The sequence below is a fragment of the Massilia arenae genome, assembly GCF_008014745.1.
GTDB classification, from domain to species: Bacteria; Pseudomonadota; Gammaproteobacteria; order Burkholderiales; family Burkholderiaceae_D; genus Telluria; species Telluria arenae.
This window is the reverse complement of sequence record NZ_VPFD01000001.1, coordinates 128,670-150,203: the sequence shown is the minus strand read 5'-3', so window position 1 is coordinate 150,203 and position 21,534 is coordinate 128,670. Positions and strand designations below refer to the sequence as shown.

18 protein-coding genes and 2 tRNA genes are annotated in these 21,534 nt (G+C 66.1%); 8 read left to right on the top strand and 12 right to left on the bottom strand.

What is annotated here, in order from left to right; all coding sequences use genetic code 11:
• Positions 1 to 40: 40 nt before the first annotated feature.
• On the bottom strand, positions 41 to 661 hold the full coding sequence (locus FVD38_RS00705; protein ID WP_147933075.1) for a TetR/AcrR family transcriptional regulator: 621 nt from the start codon (positions 659 to 661) through the stop codon (positions 41 to 43).
• Positions 662 to 806: 145 nt separating this feature from the next.
• On the opposite strand from FVD38_RS00705, the gene FVD38_RS00700 reads away from it, so the two are divergent.
• Positions 807 to 1,823: a zinc-dependent alcohol dehydrogenase family protein gene (locus tag FVD38_RS00700; RefSeq protein WP_222706873.1), complete on the top strand. Its 1,017-nt coding sequence runs from the start codon at positions 807 to 809 to the stop codon at positions 1,821 to 1,823.
• A gap of 28 nt (positions 1,824 to 1,851) precedes the next feature.
• Here FVD38_RS00700 and FVD38_RS00695 read toward each other — a convergent pair whose 3' ends face one another.
• From FVD38_RS00695 to FVD38_RS00675, 5 genes are read right to left on the bottom strand one after another with little or no spacing between them, the layout of a single operon-like run.
• Positions 1,852 to 3,033 carry a PA0069 family radical SAM protein gene (locus tag FVD38_RS00695; protein ID WP_147933074.1) on the bottom strand — a complete coding sequence of 394 codons (1,182 nt, stop codon included), beginning with the start codon at positions 3,031 to 3,033 and terminating at the stop codon, positions 1,852 to 1,854.
• Positions 3,034 to 3,091: 58 nt separating this feature from the next.
• Positions 3,092 to 3,688 (bottom strand): tRNA-uridine aminocarboxypropyltransferase, encoded by a 597-nt coding sequence (locus FVD38_RS00690; RefSeq protein WP_229493323.1) that lies wholly within the window; start codon positions 3,686 to 3,688, stop codon positions 3,092 to 3,094.
• A complete protein-coding gene (locus tag FVD38_RS00685) occupies positions 3,688 to 5,058 on the bottom strand; it encodes an efflux transporter outer membrane subunit (RefSeq protein ID WP_229493321.1) in 1,371 nt (456 codons plus the stop codon). The genes FVD38_RS00690 and FVD38_RS00685 overlap by 1 nt, the downstream gene beginning before the upstream one ends.
• Positions 5,059 to 5,066: 8 nt before the next feature.
• Complete coding sequence (locus FVD38_RS00680) at positions 5,067 to 6,128, bottom strand: HlyD family secretion protein (protein WP_229493319.1); 1,062 nt, start codon at positions 6,126 to 6,128, stop codon at positions 5,067 to 5,069.
• Between the two features lie 19 nt (positions 6,129 to 6,147).
• A complete protein-coding gene (locus FVD38_RS00675) occupies positions 6,148 to 7,821 on the bottom strand; it encodes an MFS transporter (RefSeq protein WP_147933070.1) in 1,674 nt (557 codons plus the stop codon).
• A 211-nt stretch (positions 7,822 to 8,032) separates the two neighbouring features.
• On the opposite strand from FVD38_RS00675, the gene FVD38_RS00670 reads away from it, so the two are divergent.
• On the top strand, positions 8,033 to 9,313 hold the full coding sequence (locus FVD38_RS00670) for a dienelactone hydrolase family protein (protein ID WP_147933069.1): 1,281 nt from the start codon (positions 8,033 to 8,035) through the stop codon (positions 9,311 to 9,313).
• 164 nt (positions 9,314 to 9,477) lie between these two features.
• The gene (locus FVD38_RS00665) at positions 9,478 to 10,671 is read left to right on the top strand and encodes an esterase/lipase family protein (protein ID WP_147933068.1); all 1,194 of its coding nucleotides are present in this window, start codon (positions 9,478 to 9,480) and stop codon (positions 10,669 to 10,671) included.
• Between the two features lie 3 nt (positions 10,672 to 10,674).
• Here the strand turns inward: FVD38_RS00665 and FVD38_RS00660 are convergent, their stop codons facing one another.
• Positions 10,675 to 11,202, bottom strand: a complete 528-nt coding sequence (locus FVD38_RS00660) for a DUF2325 domain-containing protein (protein ID WP_123070674.1) — start codon at positions 11,200 to 11,202, stop codon at positions 10,675 to 10,677.
• Positions 11,203 to 11,320: 118 nt separating this feature from the next.
• A complete protein-coding gene (locus FVD38_RS00655; protein WP_147933067.1) occupies positions 11,321 to 13,228 on the bottom strand; it encodes a hybrid sensor histidine kinase/response regulator in 1,908 nt (635 codons plus the stop codon).
• A gap of 237 nt (positions 13,229 to 13,465) precedes the next feature.
• Between FVD38_RS00655 and FVD38_RS00650 the strand changes: the two genes are divergently transcribed.
• Positions 13,466 to 15,706 (top strand): ATP-binding protein, encoded by a 2,241-nt coding sequence (locus FVD38_RS00650; RefSeq protein ID WP_147933066.1) that lies wholly within the window; start codon positions 13,466 to 13,468, stop codon positions 15,704 to 15,706.
• A gap of 8 nt (positions 15,707 to 15,714) precedes the next feature.
• Positions 15,715 to 16,170: a response regulator gene (locus tag FVD38_RS00645; protein ID WP_147933065.1), complete on the top strand. Its 456-nt coding sequence runs from the start codon at positions 15,715 to 15,717 to the stop codon at positions 16,168 to 16,170.
• On the opposite strand, the gene FVD38_RS00640 is transcribed toward FVD38_RS00645, so the two are convergent.
• Positions 16,152 to 17,801: a response regulator gene (locus FVD38_RS00640; RefSeq protein ID WP_147933064.1), complete on the bottom strand. Its 1,650-nt coding sequence runs from the start codon at positions 17,799 to 17,801 to the stop codon at positions 16,152 to 16,154. The genes FVD38_RS00645 and FVD38_RS00640 overlap by 19 nt on opposite strands.
• A 189-nt stretch (positions 17,802 to 17,990) precedes the next feature.
• Between FVD38_RS00640 and FVD38_RS00635 the strand changes: the two genes are divergently transcribed.
• Entirely contained in the window at positions 17,991 to 18,281 is a 291-nt protein-coding gene (locus tag FVD38_RS00635) for a hypothetical protein (RefSeq protein ID WP_123070679.1), read from the top strand.
• Between the two features lie 200 nt (positions 18,282 to 18,481).
• Here the strand turns inward: FVD38_RS00635 and FVD38_RS00630 are convergent.
• A tRNA-Asn gene (locus tag FVD38_RS00630) sits at positions 18,482 to 18,557 on the bottom strand.
• 158 nt (positions 18,558 to 18,715) lie between these two features.
• Here FVD38_RS00630 and purT point away from each other — a divergent pair.
• Together purT and FVD38_RS00620 are read left to right on the top strand one after the other, a co-directional pair.
• A complete protein-coding gene (gene purT, locus FVD38_RS00625) occupies positions 18,716 to 19,930 on the top strand; it encodes a formate-dependent phosphoribosylglycinamide formyltransferase (RefSeq protein ID WP_147933063.1) in 1,215 nt (404 codons plus the stop codon).
• Between the two features lie 26 nt (positions 19,931 to 19,956).
• Complete coding sequence (locus FVD38_RS00620; RefSeq protein ID WP_147933062.1) at positions 19,957 to 20,517, top strand: cysteine hydrolase family protein; 561 nt, start codon at positions 19,957 to 19,959, stop codon at positions 20,515 to 20,517.
• Between the two features lie 54 nt (positions 20,518 to 20,571).
• Here the strand turns inward: FVD38_RS00620 and FVD38_RS00615 are convergent.
• Together FVD38_RS00615 and FVD38_RS00610 are read right to left on the bottom strand one after the other, a co-directional pair.
• Positions 20,572 to 20,647 (bottom strand) — tRNA-Asn (locus FVD38_RS00615).
• Positions 20,648 to 20,713: 66 nt separating this feature from the next.
• Positions 20,714 to 21,472 carry an alpha/beta fold hydrolase gene (locus FVD38_RS00610; RefSeq protein WP_147933061.1) on the bottom strand — a complete coding sequence of 253 codons (759 nt, stop codon included), beginning with the start codon at positions 21,470 to 21,472 and terminating at the stop codon, positions 20,714 to 20,716.
• Positions 21,473 to 21,534: the final 62 nt, after the last annotated feature.

Genomic DNA, 21,534 nt, shown 5'->3' with positions numbered 1-21,534 from the left:
TATAGGGGGATTCGGCGCGCAGCCGCGGGAGCAAGCCGTTTCAATGGCGCGCCGCGCAAGCGTCCCATGCGGCCAGCGCACAGCCGACGCCCGCCTCGATGGCCGCCAGCGGGACGCCGTCGCGCACCTGGATCGACACGCCGAGCAAAAAGCCGTCGAACAACGCCGTCAATCCCTGCAGGTCGGCATCGGGGCGTAACTCGCCCGCCTCCACGCCGGCTTGCAGGCAGTCGCGCAGCGCGGCGCGCGTGAAGGCGCGGCCATCGGCCGCCACGGCGCGCGCCTCGCCGCCGGCATGGGCGTCGATCGGCGCCGACAGGGTCAGCATGCAGCCGAGCGGATGCGAGGCGTCGCCCTGCACCGCGACCGACGCGCGCAGCGCCCGTTCGAGCCGCATGCGCGGCGCCAGCGTGCGGTCGCGCAGGATCTCGAGCATGCCGCCATGCAGCGCGTGATAGCGCGCCAGCGCCTCGCGGTAGAGCGCCTCCTTCGATCCGAAGGCCGCATAAAAGCTGGCCGACGACAGTCCCTTGGCGCCGCCCATCGTCCGCCGCAACTCGTCCAGCGACGTGCGCTCGTAACCGCGTTCCCAGAACAGCAGCATGGCGCTATCGACCGCGGCGTCGCGGTCGAAACCGCGCGGCCGTCCTGCTCTTGCCATCTTCACTCCCTTCGTTATCCCGCCCCGCAAGGACTGCGCCATGGCGATCTGTGTATAATTATGGATCAATCAATCCACAATTACCACCGCATTCACTGCGCCTGCGCGCCACCCTGGCGCCGCACACCACCGTGAAGGAAAGACCATGATGAAAGCATTTGAAATCGGCGCCCAAACCGGTCTCGATTCCCTGCGCGCCGCCACCCGCCCCGTCCCGACGCCGGGCCCCGGCCAGGTACTGGTGGCGCCGCAACTGGTCAGCCTGATCAGCCGCGACGCGCAAATCCTGCGCGGCACGTATGCCGCGGGCCAGTCGCCGCAGCGCATTCCCGTGTCGGAGGGCGTCGGCCGGGTGGTCGCTATCGGCGAGGGCGTCACCGAGGTCGCGGTTGGCGAGCGAGTGGTGTGCGGGCATTTCGCGGACTGGATCGATGGGCCCTTCAATCCCGCCATCTTCGGTCATGACATCGGCGCCACCCACGATGGCTGGCTGGCCGAGCGGGTGCTGCTGCCCGCAGCGTCCGTGATCCCGGTGCCGCCGTCGCTGGCCGACGAAGACGTCGCCGGCCTGGCTTCGGCAGGCCTGACCGCCTGGCATGCGCTGGTCGAGATGTGCCATGTCAAACCCGGCGACCTGGTGCTATGCCTGGGTACGGGCGGCGTCGCGCTGGCCGCCATGAAGCTGGCCAAGGCCCATGGCGCGCGCGTGGCCATGACGTCGTCCAGCGACGCCAAGCTGGCCGTGGTGCGCGAACTGGGCGCCGACATCACCATCAACTACCGCACCCATCCGGATTGGGCGGCCGAGCTGCTGGCGCAAACGGGCGGCGTCGGCGCCGACATCGTCATCGAGACCGGCGGCCAGGACACGCTGGGTCTGTCGATCGCGTCGATCGCTCCCAATGGCCGCATCGTAGTGGTTGGCCTCACGCCCGGCACCCGGCATGCCATTCCCAATTACCTGGCCTTCGTCACCCACAACGTGACGATTCGCGGCATCGCCAACGGCAGCCGCGCCATGATGGTCGACCTGCTGCGCGCCATCGAAACCCACGGCATCAAGACCGTGGTCGGCAAGACTTTCGCCTTCGACGACGCACCCCAGGCCTACCGGTATTTCGCCGAGGCGAATCACGTGGGCAAGGTCATGATCGCCTTCTGACCGAGTGTGGGCGCCCCGCCCCGCACAGTCAGAACAAGTCCAGCTGCCCCTCCCGCTGCGCCGCCAAGGCGCGCGCGGCGGATGCGGGCACAACTAGCGGCCGCCTGAACTGCGACCTGTCGAGCCGCCCGAAGCGCCCGCGCAAGTCTGAAAAGCCCAGGCGCTCGGATGCCTTTTCGAAACGCTGCCGGATCAGGTCGGCCCACACGCCCTCGCCCTTCATGCGGGTCGCGAAATCGCTGTCGTAGTCCTTGCCGCCCCGCATCTCGCGGATGCGGTTCATCACCCGTTGCGCGCGGTCCGGGAAGTGCGCCTGCAACCATTCCTGAAACAAGGGATTGACCTCGTGCGGCAGGCGCAGCACCGTGTAGTGCGCGCCCACCGCGCCGGCGTCGCGCGCCGCTTCCAGGATGCGTTCGATCTCTGGCTCGGTCACGAATGGAATGATGGGCGCCACGCTGACGCTCACCGGGATACCCGCGTCGGTGAGCGTGCGGATGGTGCGCAGGCGCCTCATCGGCGCCGCCGCGCGCGGTTCCAGCGTGCGCGATATCTCCGCGTCCAGCGTGGTGAGCGTTATGGCAGCGCACGCCAGCCCCTTCGCGGCCATCGGCGCCAGGATGTCGATGTCGCGCTCGATCAGCGAGGATTTGGTGATCAGCCCGGCCGGGTGACGGCATTCGGCCAGCACTTCGAGCACCGACCGCGTCAGCTTGCGCTCGCGCTCGCACGGCTGATAGGCATCGGTGTTGACGCCGATGGCGATGTGCTCGGGCACGTAGCCGGGTTTCGCCAGCTCGCGCCGCAGCAGCTCGGGCGCGTTCACCTTGGCGAACAGGCGGGTCTCGAAATCGAGCCCCGGCGACAGGCCGAGATAGCTGTGCGTCGGCCGCGCGAAGCAATAGATGCAGCCATGCTCGCAGCCGCGATAAGGATTGAGCGAGACGCTGAACGGGATGTCTGGCGAGGTATTGCGCGACAGGATGCTCTTGGCGATCTCGTCGGTGACCACGGTCTTGAAGGCTGGCGCTTCATCATCGTCGACCGCCCACCCGTCATCGAAGCGCTCGCGGCCGTTGACCTCGTAGCGGCCTTGCAGGTTCGACACCGCGCCGCGCCCCTTGCGCGCGAGCGGCGCCACGGACGGTGCAAGGGCAACGTGCCCGTCGTCGAACGGTTCGCGCTGGAGTGGAAAATCGATGGTGCCCATGGTCGGCGCTCCGATACTGTATATTTGTACAGTATATTACGCCGCTCCTGCGGCGAATTCAAGCGCGCACGTACGATGCCTGTTGCGAAACAAACCCATCGAAGGCTTCCAACAATGCCCCGTACCGTCCGCCATCGCCTTCGAGCTGGCCCAGCGCCTGCGCCGCCGCTTCCAGGCTCGACAGCTGATGCGGGGCATGCGCCTTGCGGATGCGATAGTTGGACGGCGCCACGTCGCTCAAGGCCAGCCGCGGCAAGCGCTGCAAGGCCGGATTCAGGTACAGCATCTTGCGGCTTTTGCGCCAGGTGGCGTCGAGCACGACCAGGCGCAGCATCGATGCCGGCAGCGAAGGAAGCGCCGGCGGGGGCGGCACACTCCGGTCGTCCGGCGTCTGCGGATACAGCAGCACCGGCGTGCGTCCATCGGCATGCAGCAGGCCGTCCAGCACCTCCGCATCGAACATTTCACCGACCGCCAGCGCGCTGCCCGCCACGCTCAGGTGCAGCAATCTCCCACTGTTCTTGGCATTGCCGGTTTCGAGCGGATGCAGCAGGACGAGCAGCGCGGCCTCGGGCGAGACGGGCGCGATCCAGCGGCAGATGCAGGCCGACTGCGCCCGCAAGCAGGTCGGGCAGACCGCACGCTTCGTCGCCATCACTGCGCAGGCGTCCATCCGCCGCCCAGTGCACGGTACAGGTCGACGTGCGCCGCCAGCAGGCTGGCACGCAACTGCAGCGCATTCAGGTCAGCATTGAAGGCCGTGCGCTGCGCGTCGAGCTCCTCCAGATAGGAAGCGTAGCCATTGCGATAACGGTTGGCCGCCACCCGCAATACCTCGCCCGCCGCCCGGCGCCGCGCCTCGGCCTCCACCAGTTGCCGCTGTAAGCCCTCGATCGAAGCCAGCGCATTGTCCGTCTCGGCGAACGCCGTGCGCACCACCGATTCATAGGTGTAGACCGCGCGGTCGCGCACCGTGCCCGCGATCTCTGCCTGTGCGCGCAGCCGGCCCGCGTCGAACAGCGGCGCCAGCACACTGCCGCCGATGCTCCACAACTCGGTCGGATCGCGCAGCAGCTGCGACAGGCTGTGTCCCTGCGCGCCCAGCGATGCCGTCAGGCGGATCGACGGCAGCAGCGCATCGCGCGCCACCGCCAGGCTGGCGTCGCTGGCGGCCACCAGGCGCTCGGCCTGGGCGATGTCGGGGCGCCGGCGCAGCAGTTCCGACGGCAGCCCCGGCGCCGGCCGCGGTTCGTGCAATGCTTTCAGTTCGGCGCCGCGCGCCAGCGGACCGGGGCTGGCGCCGAGCAGCAGGTTCAGCGCCTGCTCCTGCAGCGCGATCTGGCGCTCGAGCTGGGGCACGGTGGCGGCGGTCGAATGCAGCTCGGCCTCGGCCTGCGACATCTCCAGGCGCGAGCTGTAGCCGACCTCGAACTGGTGGCGCGCGAGTTCAAACGAGCGCTCGCGCGATTCGAGGGTTGCGCGCGCCAGCGCCAGCTGGGCGTCCAGCCCGAGCAGGTTCAGGTAGCCGGACGCCGTGTTGGCGGCCACCGCCAGCGCCGCGGCTTCCAATGCAGCCTCCTGCGACAGCGATTCGAAACGCGCGGCCTCCACGCTGCCGGCGATGCGGCCAAACAGGTCCACTTCATAACTGGCCTGTACCGCGCCGACCACCGAGGTGGTCTCGACCGGCTCGCCGAGCGCGCCGATGGTGCGCGAGCGCGTCGGCCCCAGCGACAGGTTCAATGCCGGCAGCCGCGCGCTGTCGGCCACGCGGATGCGCGCCTGGTATTCCTGCAAACGCGAGCGCGCGATTTTCAGGTCGCCGTTATTGTCGAGCGCGCGCCGCACCAGCGAGTCGAGCGCCGGATCGCCAAAGGCGCGCCACCAGTCACGGTCGATGGCAGCGCTGCCGCCAGCGCTGGCCGTGCGCCAGGCCGGAGGAACGGTCAGGGAGGGCTCCGGCGCCGGCTGCGGCGCCATCGCGCAGGCCGACAGCAGCAGCGGCAACGCTGCCAGGACGAGCACGCGCCGGCTCACCGCGCGGCTCCGACTTGCGCCGTATCGATCGTGGTCACCACCGACATGCCAGGCCGCAGGCGCGCGGCCAGCGGCTGGTTCGGATCGATGCTGATCCGCACGGGAATCCGCTGGGCGATCTTGACGAAATTGCCGGTGGCGTTATCGGGCGCGATCACCGAGAACTCCGAGCCGGTTGCCGGCGAGATGCGTTCAACCTGGCCGCGCAGGCGTGCGTTACCCAGGGCGTCGACGCTGAACGTCACCGGCTGGCCGACGGCCACATTGGCCATCTGCGTTTCCTTCATATTGGCGATGACCCACATCGTGTCGGGCACCAGCGCCGTCAACTGCGCGCCCGCGTTCACGTAGGCTCCCTGGCGCACCGTCACCTGCCCCAACTGGCCGTCGCGCGGGGCGGTGATATGGGTGTTGGCCATGTCGATCTCGGCCAACTTGACGGTCGCCTCGGCATTGGCCACCGCCGCCTCGAGCGCGGCGCGGTTGACGTCGACCGAGCGCAGGTTCTGGCGTGCGATCTCGATCGCGGCGCGCGACTGGTCGCGCGAGGCGCTGGCCTGGGCCTGCGTTGCGCGCGCGGCATCGAGTTCGCGCGCCGACAGCGAACCGTCGGCCGCCAGCTCTTCCACGCGGCGCAGGTCGGCCTGGGCGCGCCGTGACTGCGCCTCGTTCGACGCCAGCAGCGCCTGGTTCTGGGCGATGGTGGCGCGCGCGCTCGACTGGCTCTGGGCAAAGTTCGCCAGCGCTGCCTGGCGGTTGGCCAGTTCGGCGCGCGCCTGCGCCAGGCGCTGGGTGGGAATGCGCTCGTCGATGCGCATCAGGAGTTCCCCCTTCTTGACCATCTGGAAATCCTGCACCCGCACCTCGACCACGTAACCACTCAGTTGCGGGCTGATGATCGTCACCTGGCCGCGCACCAGCGCATTCTCGGTGCTCTGCAGGGTGCTGCGAAACGGCGGCAGGTTCCAGGCATACAGCACGATCAATACGCCGGCGATGGCGATGGCGCCGAACGCGAGTGCGCTCAGCAGGATGCGGCGGCGGGAACGGGATGGCACGGTCGATGGTTCTGGCATATCAGTCGGTCACAGGGTCGGGTGGTGGTGGGGTTCCCGGCTTGGGCGCGGGGGTCGGCACGGCTTTCGCCGCCGCGAAGTAATGCAGCCACACGGCATGCAGGAAGATCCAGGCCGCGCTCCCGGCAGCCAACATGGCCAGCACCAGGAACACGTCGTTGTAGGCGAGAATATTGGCTTCGCGCGTCGCGGTGGCCGACAGCGACTGCAGGCTCTGGCGCGTTGCGGCCGCGGGGTCGGCCAGCAGGCGCCCGGCCGCGGCGGCGCCGGACTGGATGCGGCTGGCCACCAGCGGATCCAGGCTGGAAAGGCCCTCGACGATCAGCGAGGAATGGTATTTTTCGCGGATCACCTGGAAGGTGCCCACCAGGCTCGAACCGAGCAGGCTGCCCAGGTTTTGCGTCAGGCCGAACAGCACCGAAAAGCTGATCAGGTTTTGCGGATTGGGGATCACGGCCCCGAGCAGCGACACCACCAGGGGCCCGAGGAACAAGGTGCCGCCGAAGGCGAGCAGGCTCTGGCTCAGGTACATCTGCTCGGGGCGGGTCTGGTTGCTGGCATGGGCATCGATCCAGGCCCCCAGCGCCATGCACAGGAGCGCGATCACCTGCGGCGATACCAGGTGCTTGACGTTGATCGTCAGCGCCGACACCACGATCCCGGCCACCGTGGCGGCCAGCACGATCGCGTACAGGGTTTGCAACTGGTCGTTGTCGAGGCCAACGGCGCGCAGGAAGCCGACCGCGCCCACGCTCTGCTCCGACAGCACGATGCGCACCAGCAGCATCGACAGCGCCAGGCGCGCGATATTGCCGCTGGCCAGCCAGCGCAGGTTCAATAGCGGATTGGCGCGGTTGTGCTCGACGCATAGCGCCGCCGCCAGCAGCACGATCGCGCCCGCCAGCGCCATCCCGATCCAGGCGCGCTCGAACCACCACTCCACGCGGCCGAAGCTGATCGCCGCGCACAGCAGCGCCATGCCCGGCGCGAACAGGGCGAAGGTGACGAAATCGGTGGGCCGGAAGGCCTTGATGTAATCGCCCGACGGCAGCTTGAGCAGCAGCACGGCGCCCAGCGACACCAGCGCCAGGCCCAGCTCGAACAGGTAGAGGCCGCGCCATTCGGCGATCTGCAGCAGGTCGTTGGAGAAGATATAGGCCAGCGGCAGCGCCAGCTGGGCCGCGCCCATCGCCAGCGCCACCCCGCGCAGGCGCCACTCCTTCTTGAAGCCTTGCAGGACGTAATACAGGCCCAGCGGAGACACCGCCGCCGCCAGCATGCCATGGGCGGCGCGCACCGCGATCGCCGAGGCCAGGTCGTTGACGAACAGGTGGGCGAAGGTCACCAGCGCATACAGCACCAGGAAGATCTCGGTGAACAGGCGCAGGCCGAACTGTTGCCGGAATTTCACCAGCAGCAGGTTCATCGAGGCATTGGCCATCACGTAGGCGGCCGGCAACCAGGTGGTTTCGGTGGAATAGGCGCCCAGCACACCTTGCAGATGGACCAGGTTGACGGTGACCAGCGCGTTGCCGAGACCGCCGGTAATGGTGATCAGGACGCCGACGAACAGGTAGGCGAAGCGCAGCGGAGTCGGATGGGCCGGCGTGGACGGCGAGCCCGGCATCATCGGCCGCTCGTCGGGTGCCCACTCGCGCGGCGCATACTTGCTCATGCGTAATTTCCCTTGCTACTCACAGGGCGCGATGATACTCCTTGTGGGAAAAACGCGTCGGATGACACTTTCGCCACACACAAAAATATTCCTTCCGATCTGGTCAACCGGATATTGCTCTCAAGATTTACCCGTCCTAGACTCGGTTTATTCCCTGCGGAAATTGTTCCGCATGGCAGTAAATATGCACCGCGCATTTCCAGAGTCATCCATGTCGAGAACACTGTCCACCCTGATCTCCGCTTCGATTGCCGCGCTGGCCATGCTGCCCGCCGTGGCGCATCTGCAGGAACTGCCTGCCGCAGCCGTCCCTGCCAGCACCGCGGCGCTCGATTACCGCATGAACGAGCGCATCGTCCAGGTTCCGGCCGGCGACGGCGGCGTCACGCTCGAGACCACCGTGTTCCAGCCGAATGGAGCCGGTCCGTTTCCCCTGATCGTCATCAACCACGGCAAGGATTCCGGTCGCCCCAGCCTGCAGCCGCGCGACCGCTTCTATCACATGGCCAGCGCCTTCGTGAAGCGCGGCTATGCGGTGATGGTGCCGATGCGCCAGGGCTTTTCGAAGTCGGGCGGCCGCTACCGCGACCATGGCTGCGACATGACGGCCAACGGCTATACGCAAGCCAAAGACATCCGCTCGACCCTCGACTATGCGCGCCAGCAGTCCTGGATCGATGCCGAGCGCATGGTGGTGGCCGGCCAGTCGTATGGCGGCCTGGCCACGATCGCCCTCGGCACCGAAAACCTGCCGGGCGTGCGTGGCCTGATCAATTTCGCCGGAGGCCTGCGCGACGACAGCGACCGCTGCGCCTGGCGTTCGCAGCTGGTGGCGGCCTTCGGCGAATATGGCGCCAAGGCCACGCTGCCGAGCCTGTGGATGTATGGCCAGAACGACTCGCTGTTCGGGCCGGAACTGGCGGGCCGCATGCACGCCTCCTACGCCCAGGCCGGCGGCCGCGGCCGCCTGGTCGAGTTCCCCTCGTTCAAGCGCGATGCCCACGGCATGCTGGCCAGCCGCGACGGCGAGAAGGTGTGGCTCGAAGATACCGAACGCTTCCTGAAAGAGATCGGCATGCCGACCGCGGTCGTGGTCGACGTCGCGGCCCCGCCGAGCCAGCCGCGCACCGATTTCGCCAGCTTCGACGATGTCGATGCCGTGCCCTTCCTGTCCGAGCACGGCCGCCGCGCCTACCGCGAATACCTGACCAAGATGACGCCGCGCGCCTTTGCCGTTTCGCCGAGCGGCGGCTGGACCTGGGCCGAGGAAGGCGAAGACCCGGAAGGCCGCGCGCTGGCCACCTGCTCGGCCAAGAGCCGCGACCCGTGCCGCCTGTATTCGGTCGACGACTACGTGGTCTGGACCGATGGCCGCCTGGAGCAGGCCGAAAAGGCGGCGGCCACCGCGTCGACCGAACCGGTGCCTGGCGCGACGCCGGCGACGGCGGTCTCGGAGCCGACCACCTCGGTCGGCAGCACCACGGTGCGTTGATCGTATAAGAAATAAACGCAGGGAATGTGACACCGCCTTGTCAAGCGACATGCGCATGTTTCCTCGCGTGAAGTTTAATTCCTTTGCCGCGGGTCGATGCAGCGCAAACCCGACCGTCGTCCTACCTCCGACAATGTGCTTGACGCATTTATCGGAGAAGCCAGATGGTTCGGTTCTATCGCGCCTGCGCCGCCCTGTTGACGGCGCTGGGCATCCTTGCCGCCCCCGCCTGCAGCGCGGCAAATAACTATCCCGTCATCCTCGTCCACGGCTTCCTCGGCTTCGGGCCCGAGGAATTCCAGCACAGCGGTTTCAACTACTGGGGCGGCTACGGCGACATCGCCTCGCAGATGCAGATCTACCGCGGTCCACGCGCCGTATTCGCCGCGGCGGTCGGGCCCATTTCGTCCAACTGGGACCGCGCCGCCGACCTGTACGCCCAGATCAAAGGCGGCTGCGTCGACTATGGCAAGGCCCATGTGCGCGACCACGGCTTGCCCGGTCAAGTACAAAAGCCGCCCGGTAAATGCTGGGCCGCCGATCCGCGCAACAACCCGCAAGACTATCCGCTGGCCCTGTATCCGGCCTGGGACCAGGACCACCCGATCCACATGATCGGGCACAGCCAGGGCGGCACCACGATCCGGGCGCTGATCGAACTGCTGGAGCATGGCTCGCCCCAGGACGAAGGCGACGGCGAACTGTTCAAGGGCGGCAAGGTCGGCTGGATCCGCAGCGTGACCACGATCTCGGCGCCACACAACGGCACCACCCTGACCGATGCCGTGTTCAACATCCTGCCAGGCATCCGCCTGCCGCTGCGCGACGTCCTCGGGCACCGGGTAGCGGGCTGGGAACTGGCGCCGGACGGCGCGCGCGAATTCAATCTGTGGGCGCGCACTTCGCCGAACATCTATTATTTTTCGGTCGGCACGGTGGCCACCGAAGGCGGCGCCTGGTGCTGCAACGGCACCGACCGCATCGTCGCCCCGGTCCAGACCACCTTGTTCCAGTATGCGCGCGCCGACATGATCCCCTATTTCAAATCCTTCGCCGGCGAATGGATCGTGCCCTCGGTGGCGCAGCGCGGCATGGGCAGCTATACCCTCGACCTGCCTAATCGGGTACGCATCGACAGCGACTGGTTCTCGAACGACGGCGTGGTCAACACGATCAGCATGCGCTCGCCCAATGGCCACCCGGCGCGCGACTACGACGGCACGGCCGTGCGCGGCGCCTGGAATTTCCTCGGCAACTACAAGGGCTACGACCACTTCGACATCCTGAACTGGCCCAACCAGGGGCCATCGGCCGACAAGCTCTATGAGCAGGTCAGCGACATCATTTTTGCGCTGTAAGATTTACGCGAGGCTCTCAATGCGCACGATGTGCATGCGGTCGGGCCGGTCGACCAGCATGCATACTTTGCCGCTGCGCTTGCAGTGATCCTGCACGCGCCAGTAGTCGCCATGGCTCAGGCAACCGGTCTGGCAGATCACCAGATCGGCCGCCAGCAGGCTGGCTTCCAGCTCGACTGGCAAAGCCTCGTCGGCCCGCGAAGCATGCTCGGCCAGTTCGCGCGCATGCAGTTGGCGCATCAGTGTGTGCACCCGCGCCTGGAGGGACTCGATCTGGCGGCCCATGGCGGCGCGCCGCTTCAGGCCAGGCGTAGCCTCTTCGAGCGCGGCGCGGTCTTCGCGCTCCCAGGCAAGCTCAGTAAGGCTGCGGATCGCCGCCGCGCGCGAGCGCATCAGCGCCGCATCCAGGCCGCGAATGCGCTCGGCCTGCTCGCGTAACAGCACCGTGCAGCGCGCCTGGACCTGGGCATGAGCCCGCAGCAGCGCGCCATGCTCGCATAGCAGTCGATCGACGTCCTGTTCGGCCAGCATCCCATCCCCTTTCGAAGAGTGACACAAGGCGCGCCACAGCCGCCATCTTAAATGAGAATTATTCTCATTTCAATAAAGACCCTTTGGCAACCATGGACTCAGAGACAAAAGGCACCGATCAATGCGCGCTGCGCAGGCTCCGGGCCAAATCCGACAAGCGGTACGGCTTGCTGACGAAGGCGAACTCCCCCAGCCGCGAGCGGTCGAGTTTCAATGCTGGCTGCGGATAGCCCGAGGCCAGCATCACCTTCACGTTCGGGTAGTTGTTGCGCGTGTAGGCCGCCAGTTCGATGCCGTTCATCCCGTTCGGCATCACCACGTCGGTGAACAGGATGTCGACGTCGCGGCTGGCCAGCAGGTTCAGGGCGTCGTTGCCGCTGGCGGCGGTCATCACGTCGTAGCCCATGCTCAGGAACAACGAGGACGCGACGTCCAGCAGGTCGGGTTCGTCCTCGACGATCAGCACGGTCTCGGTCTCGATTTCCGCAAGATCGTGCGCGTGCGAGGTCACGGCCGGCAGCCAAATGACGATGCTGGTGCCCTCGCCCACCGTGCTCTCGATGGTCACCTCGCCGCCCGACTGCTTGATGAAGCCATATACCTGCGACAGGCCGAGGCCCGTGCCCTTGCCCACTTCCTTGGTGGTGAAGAAGGGTTCGAAGGCGCGCGCGATGGTCTCGGGCGCCATGCCGGTGCCGGTGTCGCTCACGCTCAGGCGCACATAGTGGCCGGCCGCCAGCGACGGGTGCTCGCCGTGCACCAGCTCCACATTGGCCGTCTCGACCAGGATCCGCCCGCCGCCCGGCATGGCGTCGCGCGCATTGACCACCAGGTTCAGCACCGCCGACTCCAGCCGCGCGGCGTCGATCACGGCGTTCGGCGCCCGGGCATCGAGCTTCATCACGAACTCGATCGACGAATTGGCCGCGCGCCGCAGCACCGATTCGAAGCCGCTGATAATGCGGTTGACGTTGCGCGTCTCGGGTTCCAGCGGCTGCTGGCGCGCGAAGGCCAGCAATTGCTGGGTGAGCGTGGCGCCGCGGTCGATAGCGCGCCGCATGCTGTCGAGCGTCTTGGCGTCGCCGCCGGGATTACGCTGCATGCTCAGCACCTCGACGCCGCTCGAGATCACCGACAGCAGGTTGTTGAAGTCGTGCGCGATGCCGCCGGTGAGCTGGCCGATCGATTCCATCTTCTGGGCCTGGAACAGGGCCGCCTGCGCCTTGTCGAGCGCCTCGGCCGCCGCCTTCTTCTCGGTCAGGTCGCGCGTGATCTTGGCAAAGCCGACCAGGCGCCCGTCCTCGTCGCGGATGGCGTCGATGACCACATTGGCCCAGAACCGGGTGCCGTCCTTGCGCATGCGCCAGCCTTCGGCCTCGTAGCGGCCGACCTCGCCGGCCGTCATGAGCGCGCGCACCGGCAGGCCGCGCAGGCGGTCCTCGTCGGTATAGAAGCGCGAGAAATGGTGGCCGACGATGTCATCGTAGCTGTAGCCCTTGATGCGCTCGGCGCCGACGTTCCAGTTCGACACCATCCCCTCGGGTGTCAGCATGTACAGCGCGTAGTCGGTCACTCCCTGCACCAGCAGCCGGAAGCGCCGCTCGCTGTCGCGCAGCGCATCTTCGGCGCGCTTCTTCTCGGTGACGTCGCGCGTGATCTTGGCGTAGCCGATCAGGACGCCGCCGCTGTCGCGGATCGGATCGATCACCACATGGGCCCAGAAGCGGCCGCCGTCCTTGCGCACGCGCCAGCCTTCGGATTCGTAGCGACCGTATTCGAGCGCATGGGCCAGCGCCTGCGCCGGCAGGCCGGTGGCGCGGTCTTCCGGGGTATAGAAACGGGAGAAATGCTGCTGCAGGATCTCGTGCTCGACATAGCCCTTGAAACGCTGGGCGCCGGCATTCCAGCTGTTGACGTATCCCTGCGGATCGAGCATGTAGATCGCGTAATCGCTGATGCCGGCGATCAGGTACTGGAAGCGTTGCTCGTCGGTCAGCGTCTGCTTGACGGGTAGAGAAGTGTCCATGGGGCGATACCGCGTCCTTGTCTACGGGGCCAAAAAAGTAGCCCATCATACATCTGCTTTTGCCAAACACGCCATGCGAAAATATGTACGTGTGCGACGGTAACCAGTTGTCAGGACGGATAACCACAGTGGCAATACGTTGGGGTATCGGGTGTTGAAAAACATTCTATATAGAATGAGATACCAGCTTTTCACGTTACAATGCGCCTTGTTCCCTGCTCGTTACCAAGCGGCTCCATGACCCAGGCCTCTCCCGACAACCTCGACATCACCGGCTGCGACCGCGAACCGATCCGCACGCCGGGCAGCATCCAGCCGCATGGCTTCATGCTGACGCTGTCGCCTGCACTCGACGTGCTGCAGGCGAGCGCCAATCTCGCCGGGTGGACCGGCGTCGACGCCGGCGCCGCGATCGGCCGGCCGCTGGCCGCCGCGATCGGCGAAGCGGCCGTTGCCCACCTGGCCCTGGAACTGGGCAGCGGCACGCTGGGCCAGCGTCCGGCCTACCTCGGCACCGTCACGACCGGCAACGGCCAGCACTTCGACGTGTTGGCGCACGCCTGGGACGGCCTGGTGATCGCCGAATTCGAATCGGTCATGCGCGCGCAGCCGGCCGATTTTCGCCACCTGTACCCATTGATCTCCGACTTCCTGGCACGGGTCGGCGACCATGCATCCATTCCGGCCCTGACCGACCTGGCCGCGCGCCACGTGCGTTCGGTGACCGGCTACGGCCGCGTGATGGTCTACCAGTTCGACCCCACCGGCCATGGCCGGGTGGTGGCCGAGTCGAAGGCGGACGATTACGACTCGTATCTCGATCAATCGTTCCCGGCCAGCGATATCCCGGTCCAGGCGCGCGCACTGTATACGCTGTCGCCGATCCGTGTGATCCAGGACGCCAACTACGAGGCCGCCCCTCTGGTCCCGGACGTCAATCCGGCCACCGGCGCGCGCAACGACCTGTCGTTCGCCGCCCTGCGCAGCGTCTCGCCGGTGCACCTGCAGTACATGCGCAATATGGGCACGCTGGCCTCGATGTCGGTGTCGCTGATCGTCAAGGGCCAGTTGTGGGGCCTGATCTCGTGCCATAACGCGACGCCCTGCCAGGTGTCGGTCGAAAAGCGCACCGCCTGCGAGCAGCTGGGCCAGATCCTGGCGCTGTGCGTCGAGTCGCGCGAGGATGCGCGCGAACTGCAGTTCCGCCTCGACGTGCGCCGCATCATGGTCGAGATGCTGGGCCGCCTGACCAAGGGTTCCGACTTCATCGACAACCTGTCCGGCGTGTTCCCCGAACTGCTGCGCTTTGCGCGCGCCGGCGGCGTGGCGATCGTGGTGGACGACCGCATCCTGACCTATGGCGACACGCCGAACGACGCGTCGATCCGGTCGCTGGCCACCTGGCTCGCGGTGCACGGTCACGAGGTGTTCCATACCGATCACCTGGCCGACGCCTACCCGCCGGCGCAGGAACTGACGCGCAACGCCAGCGGCCTGCTGGCGCTGCCGATCTCGCGCATCCACCAGCACTATCTGCTGTGGTTCCGTCCCGAGCTGGTGCAGACCGTGGAATGGGCCGGCAACCCGTATGAAAAACAGGCCGCCGCCAATGCGCCGACCAGCCTGTCGCCGCGCCAGAGTTTCGCCGCCTGGCGCGAGACCATCCACGGCCACAGCCTGCCGTGGCATGCCGCCGAGATCGAGCTGACCACCGAGTTTCGCAGTGCGCTGCTGGGCATCGCGCTCGAGCGCGCGGAACAGATGGCCGAACTGGCCGAAGAACTGGGCCGCGCCAACAAGGAGCTCGAAGCGTTCTCGTATTCGGTGTCGCACGACCTGCGCGCGCCGCTGCGCCACATCGCGGGCTTCTCGGACCTCTTGATCGAATCGGCCGGCAGCGAAGACGTGGCCATGCGCCAGCGCTTTTTAAAGAACATCAAGGAATCGGCGCGCCTGGCCGGCAAGCTGGTCGACGACCTGCTGTCGTTCTCGCAGATGGGCCGCGCCGCCCTGCGCCCGACCAATATCGACATGACAGACCTGGTGTCGGGCTGCATCGATAAACTGGCCCTGGACATCGGCCAGCGCAAGGTCGACTGGCATATCGAAGGCATGCCGGTGGTCTGCGCCGACCCTGCGTTTTTACATCTGGCGATGTTCAACCTGCTGTCGAACGCGGTCAAGTTCACGCGCGAGCGCGAACAGGCCGTGATCCGGATCACCTGCGACGAGACCGCCGACGAATTCGTGTTCCACGTAGCCGACAACGGCGCCGGCTTCAATCCCAACTACGTGCACAAGCTGTTCGGCGTATTCCAGCGCCTGCACCGGATGGAAGACTTCCAGGGCACCGGCATCGGCCTGGCCAACGTCCGCCGTATCATCGAGCGCCATAACGGCCGCGTGTGGGCCGATTCGATACTGGGCGAAGGAGCGACGTTCTCCTTCACCCTTCCAAAACAACCCATCAATCCGTAGACCGTACCATGCTCAAACCCATTCTTCTGGTAGAAGACAATCCGCACGACCTCGAACTGACGCTGATCGCGTTGTCGAAGAGCCAGCTGGCCAATGAAGTCGTAGTTGCACGCGACGGCGCCGAGGCGCTTGACTACCTGCACCGGCGCGGCGAATTCGCCGACCGCCAGCAGGGCAGCCCGGCCGTGATCCTGCTCGACCTCAAGCTGCCCAAGGTCGACGGCCTTGAGGTGCTCAGGGAAATCCGCAACACCGAGGCGCTCAAGCCGGTGCCGGTAGTGATGCTGACCTCGTCCAAGGAAGAGCAGGACGTGGTGCGCAGCTATGCGCTGGGCGTGAACGCCTATGTGGTCAAGCCGGTGGACTTCAATGAATTCGTGCGCGCGATCGCCGATCTCGGCATCTTCTGGGCGGTGCTGAACGAGCCGCCGCCAGGCTCGCACCGCTACATCAAGCCGAAGTGAGTCGCGCTTGACGGCTTGCCGGCGGCGCGCCTGGCGCGCCGCAGCAGGTGACGGATGCGCGCACTCAGCGCTTCCGGATGGTAGGGCTTCTGCAGCAAATGGACCGATGCGTCCAGTTTTCCTTCATGGGTCAGCACACCCTCGGCATAGCCCGAGGTGTACAGCACTTCGCATTCCGGCAACTTGCTGCGCACGATCTCGCCCAGTTGCAGGCTGGTGAGCGGCCCCGGCATCACCACGTCGGTGAATACCAGGTCGATGTGACGCCCCTGCTCGATAATCGCCGCTGCCTGCGCGGCATCTCCCGCCTCCAGCACGTCGTAGCCGAGCGCGGACAGGATGCCGCAGGTCGACGAGCGCACGTCTTCTTCGTCCTCGACCACCAGGATGGTTTCCAGGCCGCCGGCCAGCGGCAAGTGGTAAGGATGCTCGCTGGCGACCTGTGGCGCCGCACTGCTGCGCGGCAGATAGATGCACACACTGGTACCCTTGCCGGCTTCGCTGCGCAGCACGATCTCGCCGCCTGACTGCTTGACGAAACCGTAGGCCATCGACAGACCCAGGCCAGTGCCCTGCCCGGTCGGCTTGGTGGTGAAAAACGGCTCGAAGGCGCGGGCCATCACGTTGGGCGGCATGCCCTTGCCGGTGTCGGCAATCTCGATCATCACGAAGTCGTCGGATGCCACTTCCACCGGCCGTGCGTCGCCAGGGCCGACGTTAGTGGCGCGAATGGTCAGGGTACCGCCGCCAGGCATCGCGTCGCGCGCATTGATGACCAGGTTGAGCAGCACATTATTGAGCTGGTTCGGATCAATCACCGTGCTGCCAAGGTCGGCAGCGATCTCGCTGCGGACAAAGGTATTGGCGTCCAGCAGGCGGCGCGCCATATCGTCGAGCTCACGCAGCAGATGGCCGGGATCGATCACGATCGACTGCAAGGGCTGGCGGCGCGCAAAAGCGAGCAGGTGCGACGCCAGCTTGGCGCCGCGTTCGACGCCGGCCAGCGCCATCTCGACCCGCGAGCGCCCCGCATCGCTCAGGCCGCCAACCATCCTGAGCAGTTGCAGGTTGCCGCCGATGATCTGCAGCACATTGTTGAAGTCGTGGGCGACGCCGCCGGTGAGCTGGCCGATTGCTTCCATTTTCTGTGCCTGTTGCAGGGCCGACTGGCTGGCGGCCAGCTCTTCCTGGCTGCGGCGCAGCGAGGCGAAGGCCTGGTCGCGCTCGCGCCGGGCGATGCAGGCGCCGCTGTGGTGGCGCACGCGCGCCACCAGTTCGCGCGGATCGGGCCACTTGACCATATAGTCGCTGGCGCCGATGGCGAAGGCCTTGGCCTTGATGTCGGGATCGTCCTCGGACGAGAGCAGGATGACGGGAATGTCGTGGGTATCCGGATGCGCGCGCAAGCTGGCGATGACGTCGAAGCCGTCGACGCCACCCGGCATGCGCAGGTCGACGAGGACAACGGTCGCATCGACCTGGCGCGCCACCTCGACGGCGCGCGACGAGTCCGATTCATACACGAGTTGATGGCCGACACAACCTTTCAGACCGTGCGCGATGATGTCCTGGGCAAAGGATTCATCGTCAATCAACAGCACGGAACAGCGGGTCGAGTCGTCTTCAATCATGCAACTGCGTCGCTTTCAGGCTAAAGAGGTGAATGTCTTGCGCTAAGGCCAAGGGTAAATTTTACACGTTTCCTATTTTACACAAGGCGCACACGCATTTCTCCATTGAAATTATCGGGTCAAGACTTGTGCAACGCGCTCTAGCCCACCATATCGCAATCGATAAGCAAACACAACCCGGAGAAGGATGTGATCGACAACTGTTGTCCCCTGTGCGGACGGCCTCTCGGGACTGTCAATATCGACCGCCACCACCTGGTCCCGAAGACCTTCAAGGGCAAGGAGCAGTTCCCGATCCACAAGATCTGCCACCGCAAGATTCACTCTGCGCTGACCGAGCGCGAACTGCTGCGGCAGTATCACACCTGGGACGCGCTGCGCGGGCACGAGGACATCGCCGCCTTCATCGACTGGGTGGCAAACAAGCCGCCCGAGTTCTACACCCGTACTTACACATCCAACAAGAAAAAGAGCCGCTGATCGATAGGCTCGCGACAACTTTCGCACTCACCCGCAGTCCAGGGTGGATTGGGGCGCTCTTGGCGGCAATGGTGGCGGGGATGGACATCTACGATGCTGCAGCAACGGCGCTTGCAAGGGCTGCAGGCACGGCGCGCGGCGACACGAAAGCTTTGCAAAAGCAAAAAGGGCCGCATTCGCATGCGGCCCTTCTCTTGTTCTGGCTCCCCGACCTGGACTCGAACCAGGGACCTGCGGATTAACAGTCCGTCGCTCTACCAACTGAGCTATCAGGGAATTGAGGCAATATTATAGCCGGGCGATTGCAATTTGACCAGTGCCTCTTGTGAATCGATGCCACTACCCGATCCTGCGCCTCCTGCTTTGCTATAGTTTCGGCTTCGCCGCCACCTGCGGCCTGCCACCTCATCACAGTCCGACATCACAGACAAACCATGACCACTTCCCGCACCCTCGGCACCCCGCTCTCCCCTTCCGCAACCAAAGTCATGCTGCTCGGCTCCGGCGAGCTGGGCAAGGAAGTGATCGTCGCCCTGCAGCGCCTGGGCGTCGAAGTGATCGCCGTCGACCGCTACCCGAACGCGCCCGGCCACCAGGTGGCGCACCGCGCCCACGTGATCGACATGACCGACGGCGCCGCACTGGAGGCCCTGATCGACCGTGAGCGCCCCGACCTGGTGGTGCCCGAGATCGAGGCGATCGCCACCGACAAGCTGGCCGAACTCGAAGCCGCGGGCCGCATTACCTGCATCCCGACCGCCCGCGCGGCCCAGCTGACCATGAACCGCGAAGGCATCCGCCGCCTGGCAGCCGAGGAACTGGGCCTGGCAACCTCGCCCTACCGCTTCGCCAGCAGCCTGGCCGAATTGCAGCAAGCCTGCGAAGCGGTCGGCTTCCCCTGCGTGGTGAAACCGGTGATGTCGTCGTCCGGCAAGGGCCAGTCGAAGCTCGATTCCGCCGGCGACGTGCAAGCCGCCTGGGCCTACGCCGCCGCGGGCGGACGGGTCGACGCCGGCCGCGTGATCGCCGAAGGCTTCATCGATTTCGACTACGAAATCACCCTGCTGACGGTGCGCTCGCTGGGCGCCGACGGCACGATCGAAACGAGCTTCTGCGAACCGATCGGCCACAAGCAGGTGCAGGGAGACTACGTCGAATCGTGGCAGCCGCACCCGATGCAGCCACTGGCGTTGGAGCGTGCGCGAGATATCGCGAGCAAGGTCACCGCCAACCTGGGCGGGCTGGGCGTGTTCGGTGTCGAGCTGTTCGTCAAGGGCGATATGGTGTGGTTCTCGGAAGTGAGCCCGCGTCCGCACGACACCGGCATGGTGACGATGGCGAGCCAGTTGCAGAGCGAATTCGAACTGCACGCGAAAGCCATCCTCGGCCTGCCGGTGAATCCGGCATTGCGCGCGCCCGGCGCCTCCGCCGTGATCTATGGCCAGCTGGACGAAGCCGGCATTGTCTTCGAGGGCGTCGCCGAAGCGCTGCGCGTGCCGGGCGCCGACCTGCGCCTGTTCGGCAAGCCGGAATCGTTCGCGCGCCGCCGCATGGGCGTGGCGCTCGCGAGCGCCGACGATGTCGAGACCGCGCGCCAGCGTGCGCTCGAGGCGGCGTCGAAGGTCAGGCCGGTGTCTGGCAAGCGCTGAAGCAACCTCCATCAAGGACGACCGCCATGCATGAACAGCTTGCACTGCTCATCATCGATATGCAGAACGCGATGTGCAGCCAAACCCTTCCACCCCGCAACAACCCGGCGGCGGAAGACAATATCGCACGCCTCCAGCTCGCCTGGCGCAATGCGGGCCAGCCGCTGGTCTTCGTGCGGCACATCAGCCGTTCGCCGACGTCCGTGTTCGCGCCTGGCCAGCATGGGGCGACGCACCAGGAGCGCTTCCAGCCGCAGCCACATGAACACGTCGTCGAGAAGAACGTGCCCGACGCCTTCATCAACACCGGGCTCGAGCGATGGCTACACGCACGGGGCTTGCGCCGCCTCGTGATCGCCGGGGTCAGCACCAACAATTCGGTCGAGGCGACGGCGCGCACCGCCGGCAACCTGGGCTTCGACGTCGTGGTCGTGTCCGATGCCTGCTTCACCTTCGACAAACAGGATTTCGGCGGCACGTGGCGCAGCGCCGAAGAGGTGCACCTGATGGCGCTGGCCAACCTGCATGACGAGTATGCGCAGGTGCGCAGCACGGATGAGGTACTGGCGGCGCTACCGGATCGCTGAGCGGTTACGCGCAAAACAAAAAGGGCCGCATTCGCATGCGGCCCTTCTCAATTCTGGCTCCCCGACCTGGACTCGAACCAGGGACCTGCGGATTAACAGTCCGTCGCTCTACCAACTGAGCTATCAGGGAAAGGAGGCCGCATTATACCTGCTGTTTTCGATTTCGCAAGCATTCACGCGACGAAAAAACGTGAAACTAGACTTTCGTCCGCGCGACCAGGCGCTTCAGGGCGTCCAGCACCAGCGCCGGCTCGGTCAGCTGCGGGAAGTGGGCGCTGCGCCGCGCCTCGATCCGCTCGCCCAACGGCGACAAGGCCGCCAGCCCCAGCTGCGTACGCTCGCGCTCGCGCACGAGCGCCGCAGGCACCATCCAGCGCGGCAGGCGCTTCGTGCCGGACAGCACCGTCACCGGCACTGGCGGGAACGCGGGCGCCTCCTGGATGTCCTTCACGGTCTCGGCTTCGTGCCGGATCTCGTCAAATTGATCGCGCGGCGATATGCGGTCGAGCAGATTGATGAAGCCGCGCTGCAGCGGCGACTGGAATTGCTTGAGCGTGGTGACGTCGTCCGGCGCGGTCGCTTCCAGGAACATCACGCCGGCCACTTCGTCCGCGAAGGCGCGTGCGAACAGGTTGGCGTGCAGGCCGCCGAAGGAATGGCCGACCAGCACGAACGGCGGCTCGACGCCGGCCGTCTGCAGCAGCAGGCGCAGCTGCGCCACCACGGTCTCGCCGTACTGCGCCTCGCGCGGCTTGGGGCTGCCGCCGACACCGGGCCGATCATAGGCGAACACGGTGCCCAGCTGTTCGATCTCGGGATACAGCTTGTACCAGCCATCGAGCGGGCCGCCCGCGCCATTGATCAGCACGATCGACGGCTTGCCCTGCCCCGACTTCATCAAGCGGAACATCTGCCCTTCGATCAGGGTGGCATGGCTTTTCGGAAGTTGCTTCACGCGGGTATCTCCTATGGTGCCCGACAGCGCCAATGATGCACGCCGCAAAACGAAAAAGGCCG

Bases quoted from the DNA above. Each gene is read 5' to 3' on its own strand.
- FVD38_RS00705 (WP_147933075.1), bottom strand. From the start codon at position 661: ATGGCAAGAGCAGGACGGCCGCGCGGTTTCGACCGCGACGCCGCGGTC.
- FVD38_RS00700 (WP_222706873.1), top strand. From the start codon at position 807: ATGATGAAAGCATTTGAAATCGGCGCCCAAACCGGTCTCGATTCCCTG.
- FVD38_RS00695 (WP_147933074.1), bottom strand. From the start codon at position 3,033: ATGGGCACCATCGATTTTCCACTCCAGCGCGAACCGTTCGACGACGGG.
- FVD38_RS00690 (WP_229493323.1), bottom strand. From the start codon at position 3,688: ATGGCGACGAAGCGTGCGGTCTGCCCGACCTGCTTGCGGGCGCAGTCG.
- FVD38_RS00675 (WP_147933070.1), bottom strand. From the start codon at position 7,821: ATGAGCAAGTATGCGCCGCGCGAGTGGGCACCCGACGAGCGGCCGATG.
- FVD38_RS00670 (WP_147933069.1), top strand. From the start codon at position 8,033: ATGTCGAGAACACTGTCCACCCTGATCTCCGCTTCGATTGCCGCGCTG.
- FVD38_RS00665 (WP_147933068.1), top strand. From the start codon at position 9,478: ATGGTTCGGTTCTATCGCGCCTGCGCCGCCCTGTTGACGGCGCTGGGC.
- FVD38_RS00660 (WP_123070674.1), bottom strand. From the start codon at position 11,202: ATGCTGGCCGAACAGGACGTCGATCGACTGCTATGCGAGCATGGCGCG.
- FVD38_RS00655 (WP_147933067.1), bottom strand. From the start codon at position 13,228: ATGGACACTTCTCTACCCGTCAAGCAGACGCTGACCGACGAGCAACGC.
- FVD38_RS00650 (WP_147933066.1), top strand. From the start codon at position 13,466: ATGACCCAGGCCTCTCCCGACAACCTCGACATCACCGGCTGCGACCGC.
- FVD38_RS00645 (WP_147933065.1), top strand. From the start codon at position 15,715: ATGCTCAAACCCATTCTTCTGGTAGAAGACAATCCGCACGACCTCGAA.
- FVD38_RS00640 (WP_147933064.1), bottom strand. From the start codon at position 17,801: ATGATTGAAGACGACTCGACCCGCTGTTCCGTGCTGTTGATTGACGAT.
- purT (WP_147933063.1), top strand. From the start codon at position 18,716: ATGACCACTTCCCGCACCCTCGGCACCCCGCTCTCCCCTTCCGCAACC.
- FVD38_RS00620 (WP_147933062.1), top strand. From the start codon at position 19,957: ATGCATGAACAGCTTGCACTGCTCATCATCGATATGCAGAACGCGATG.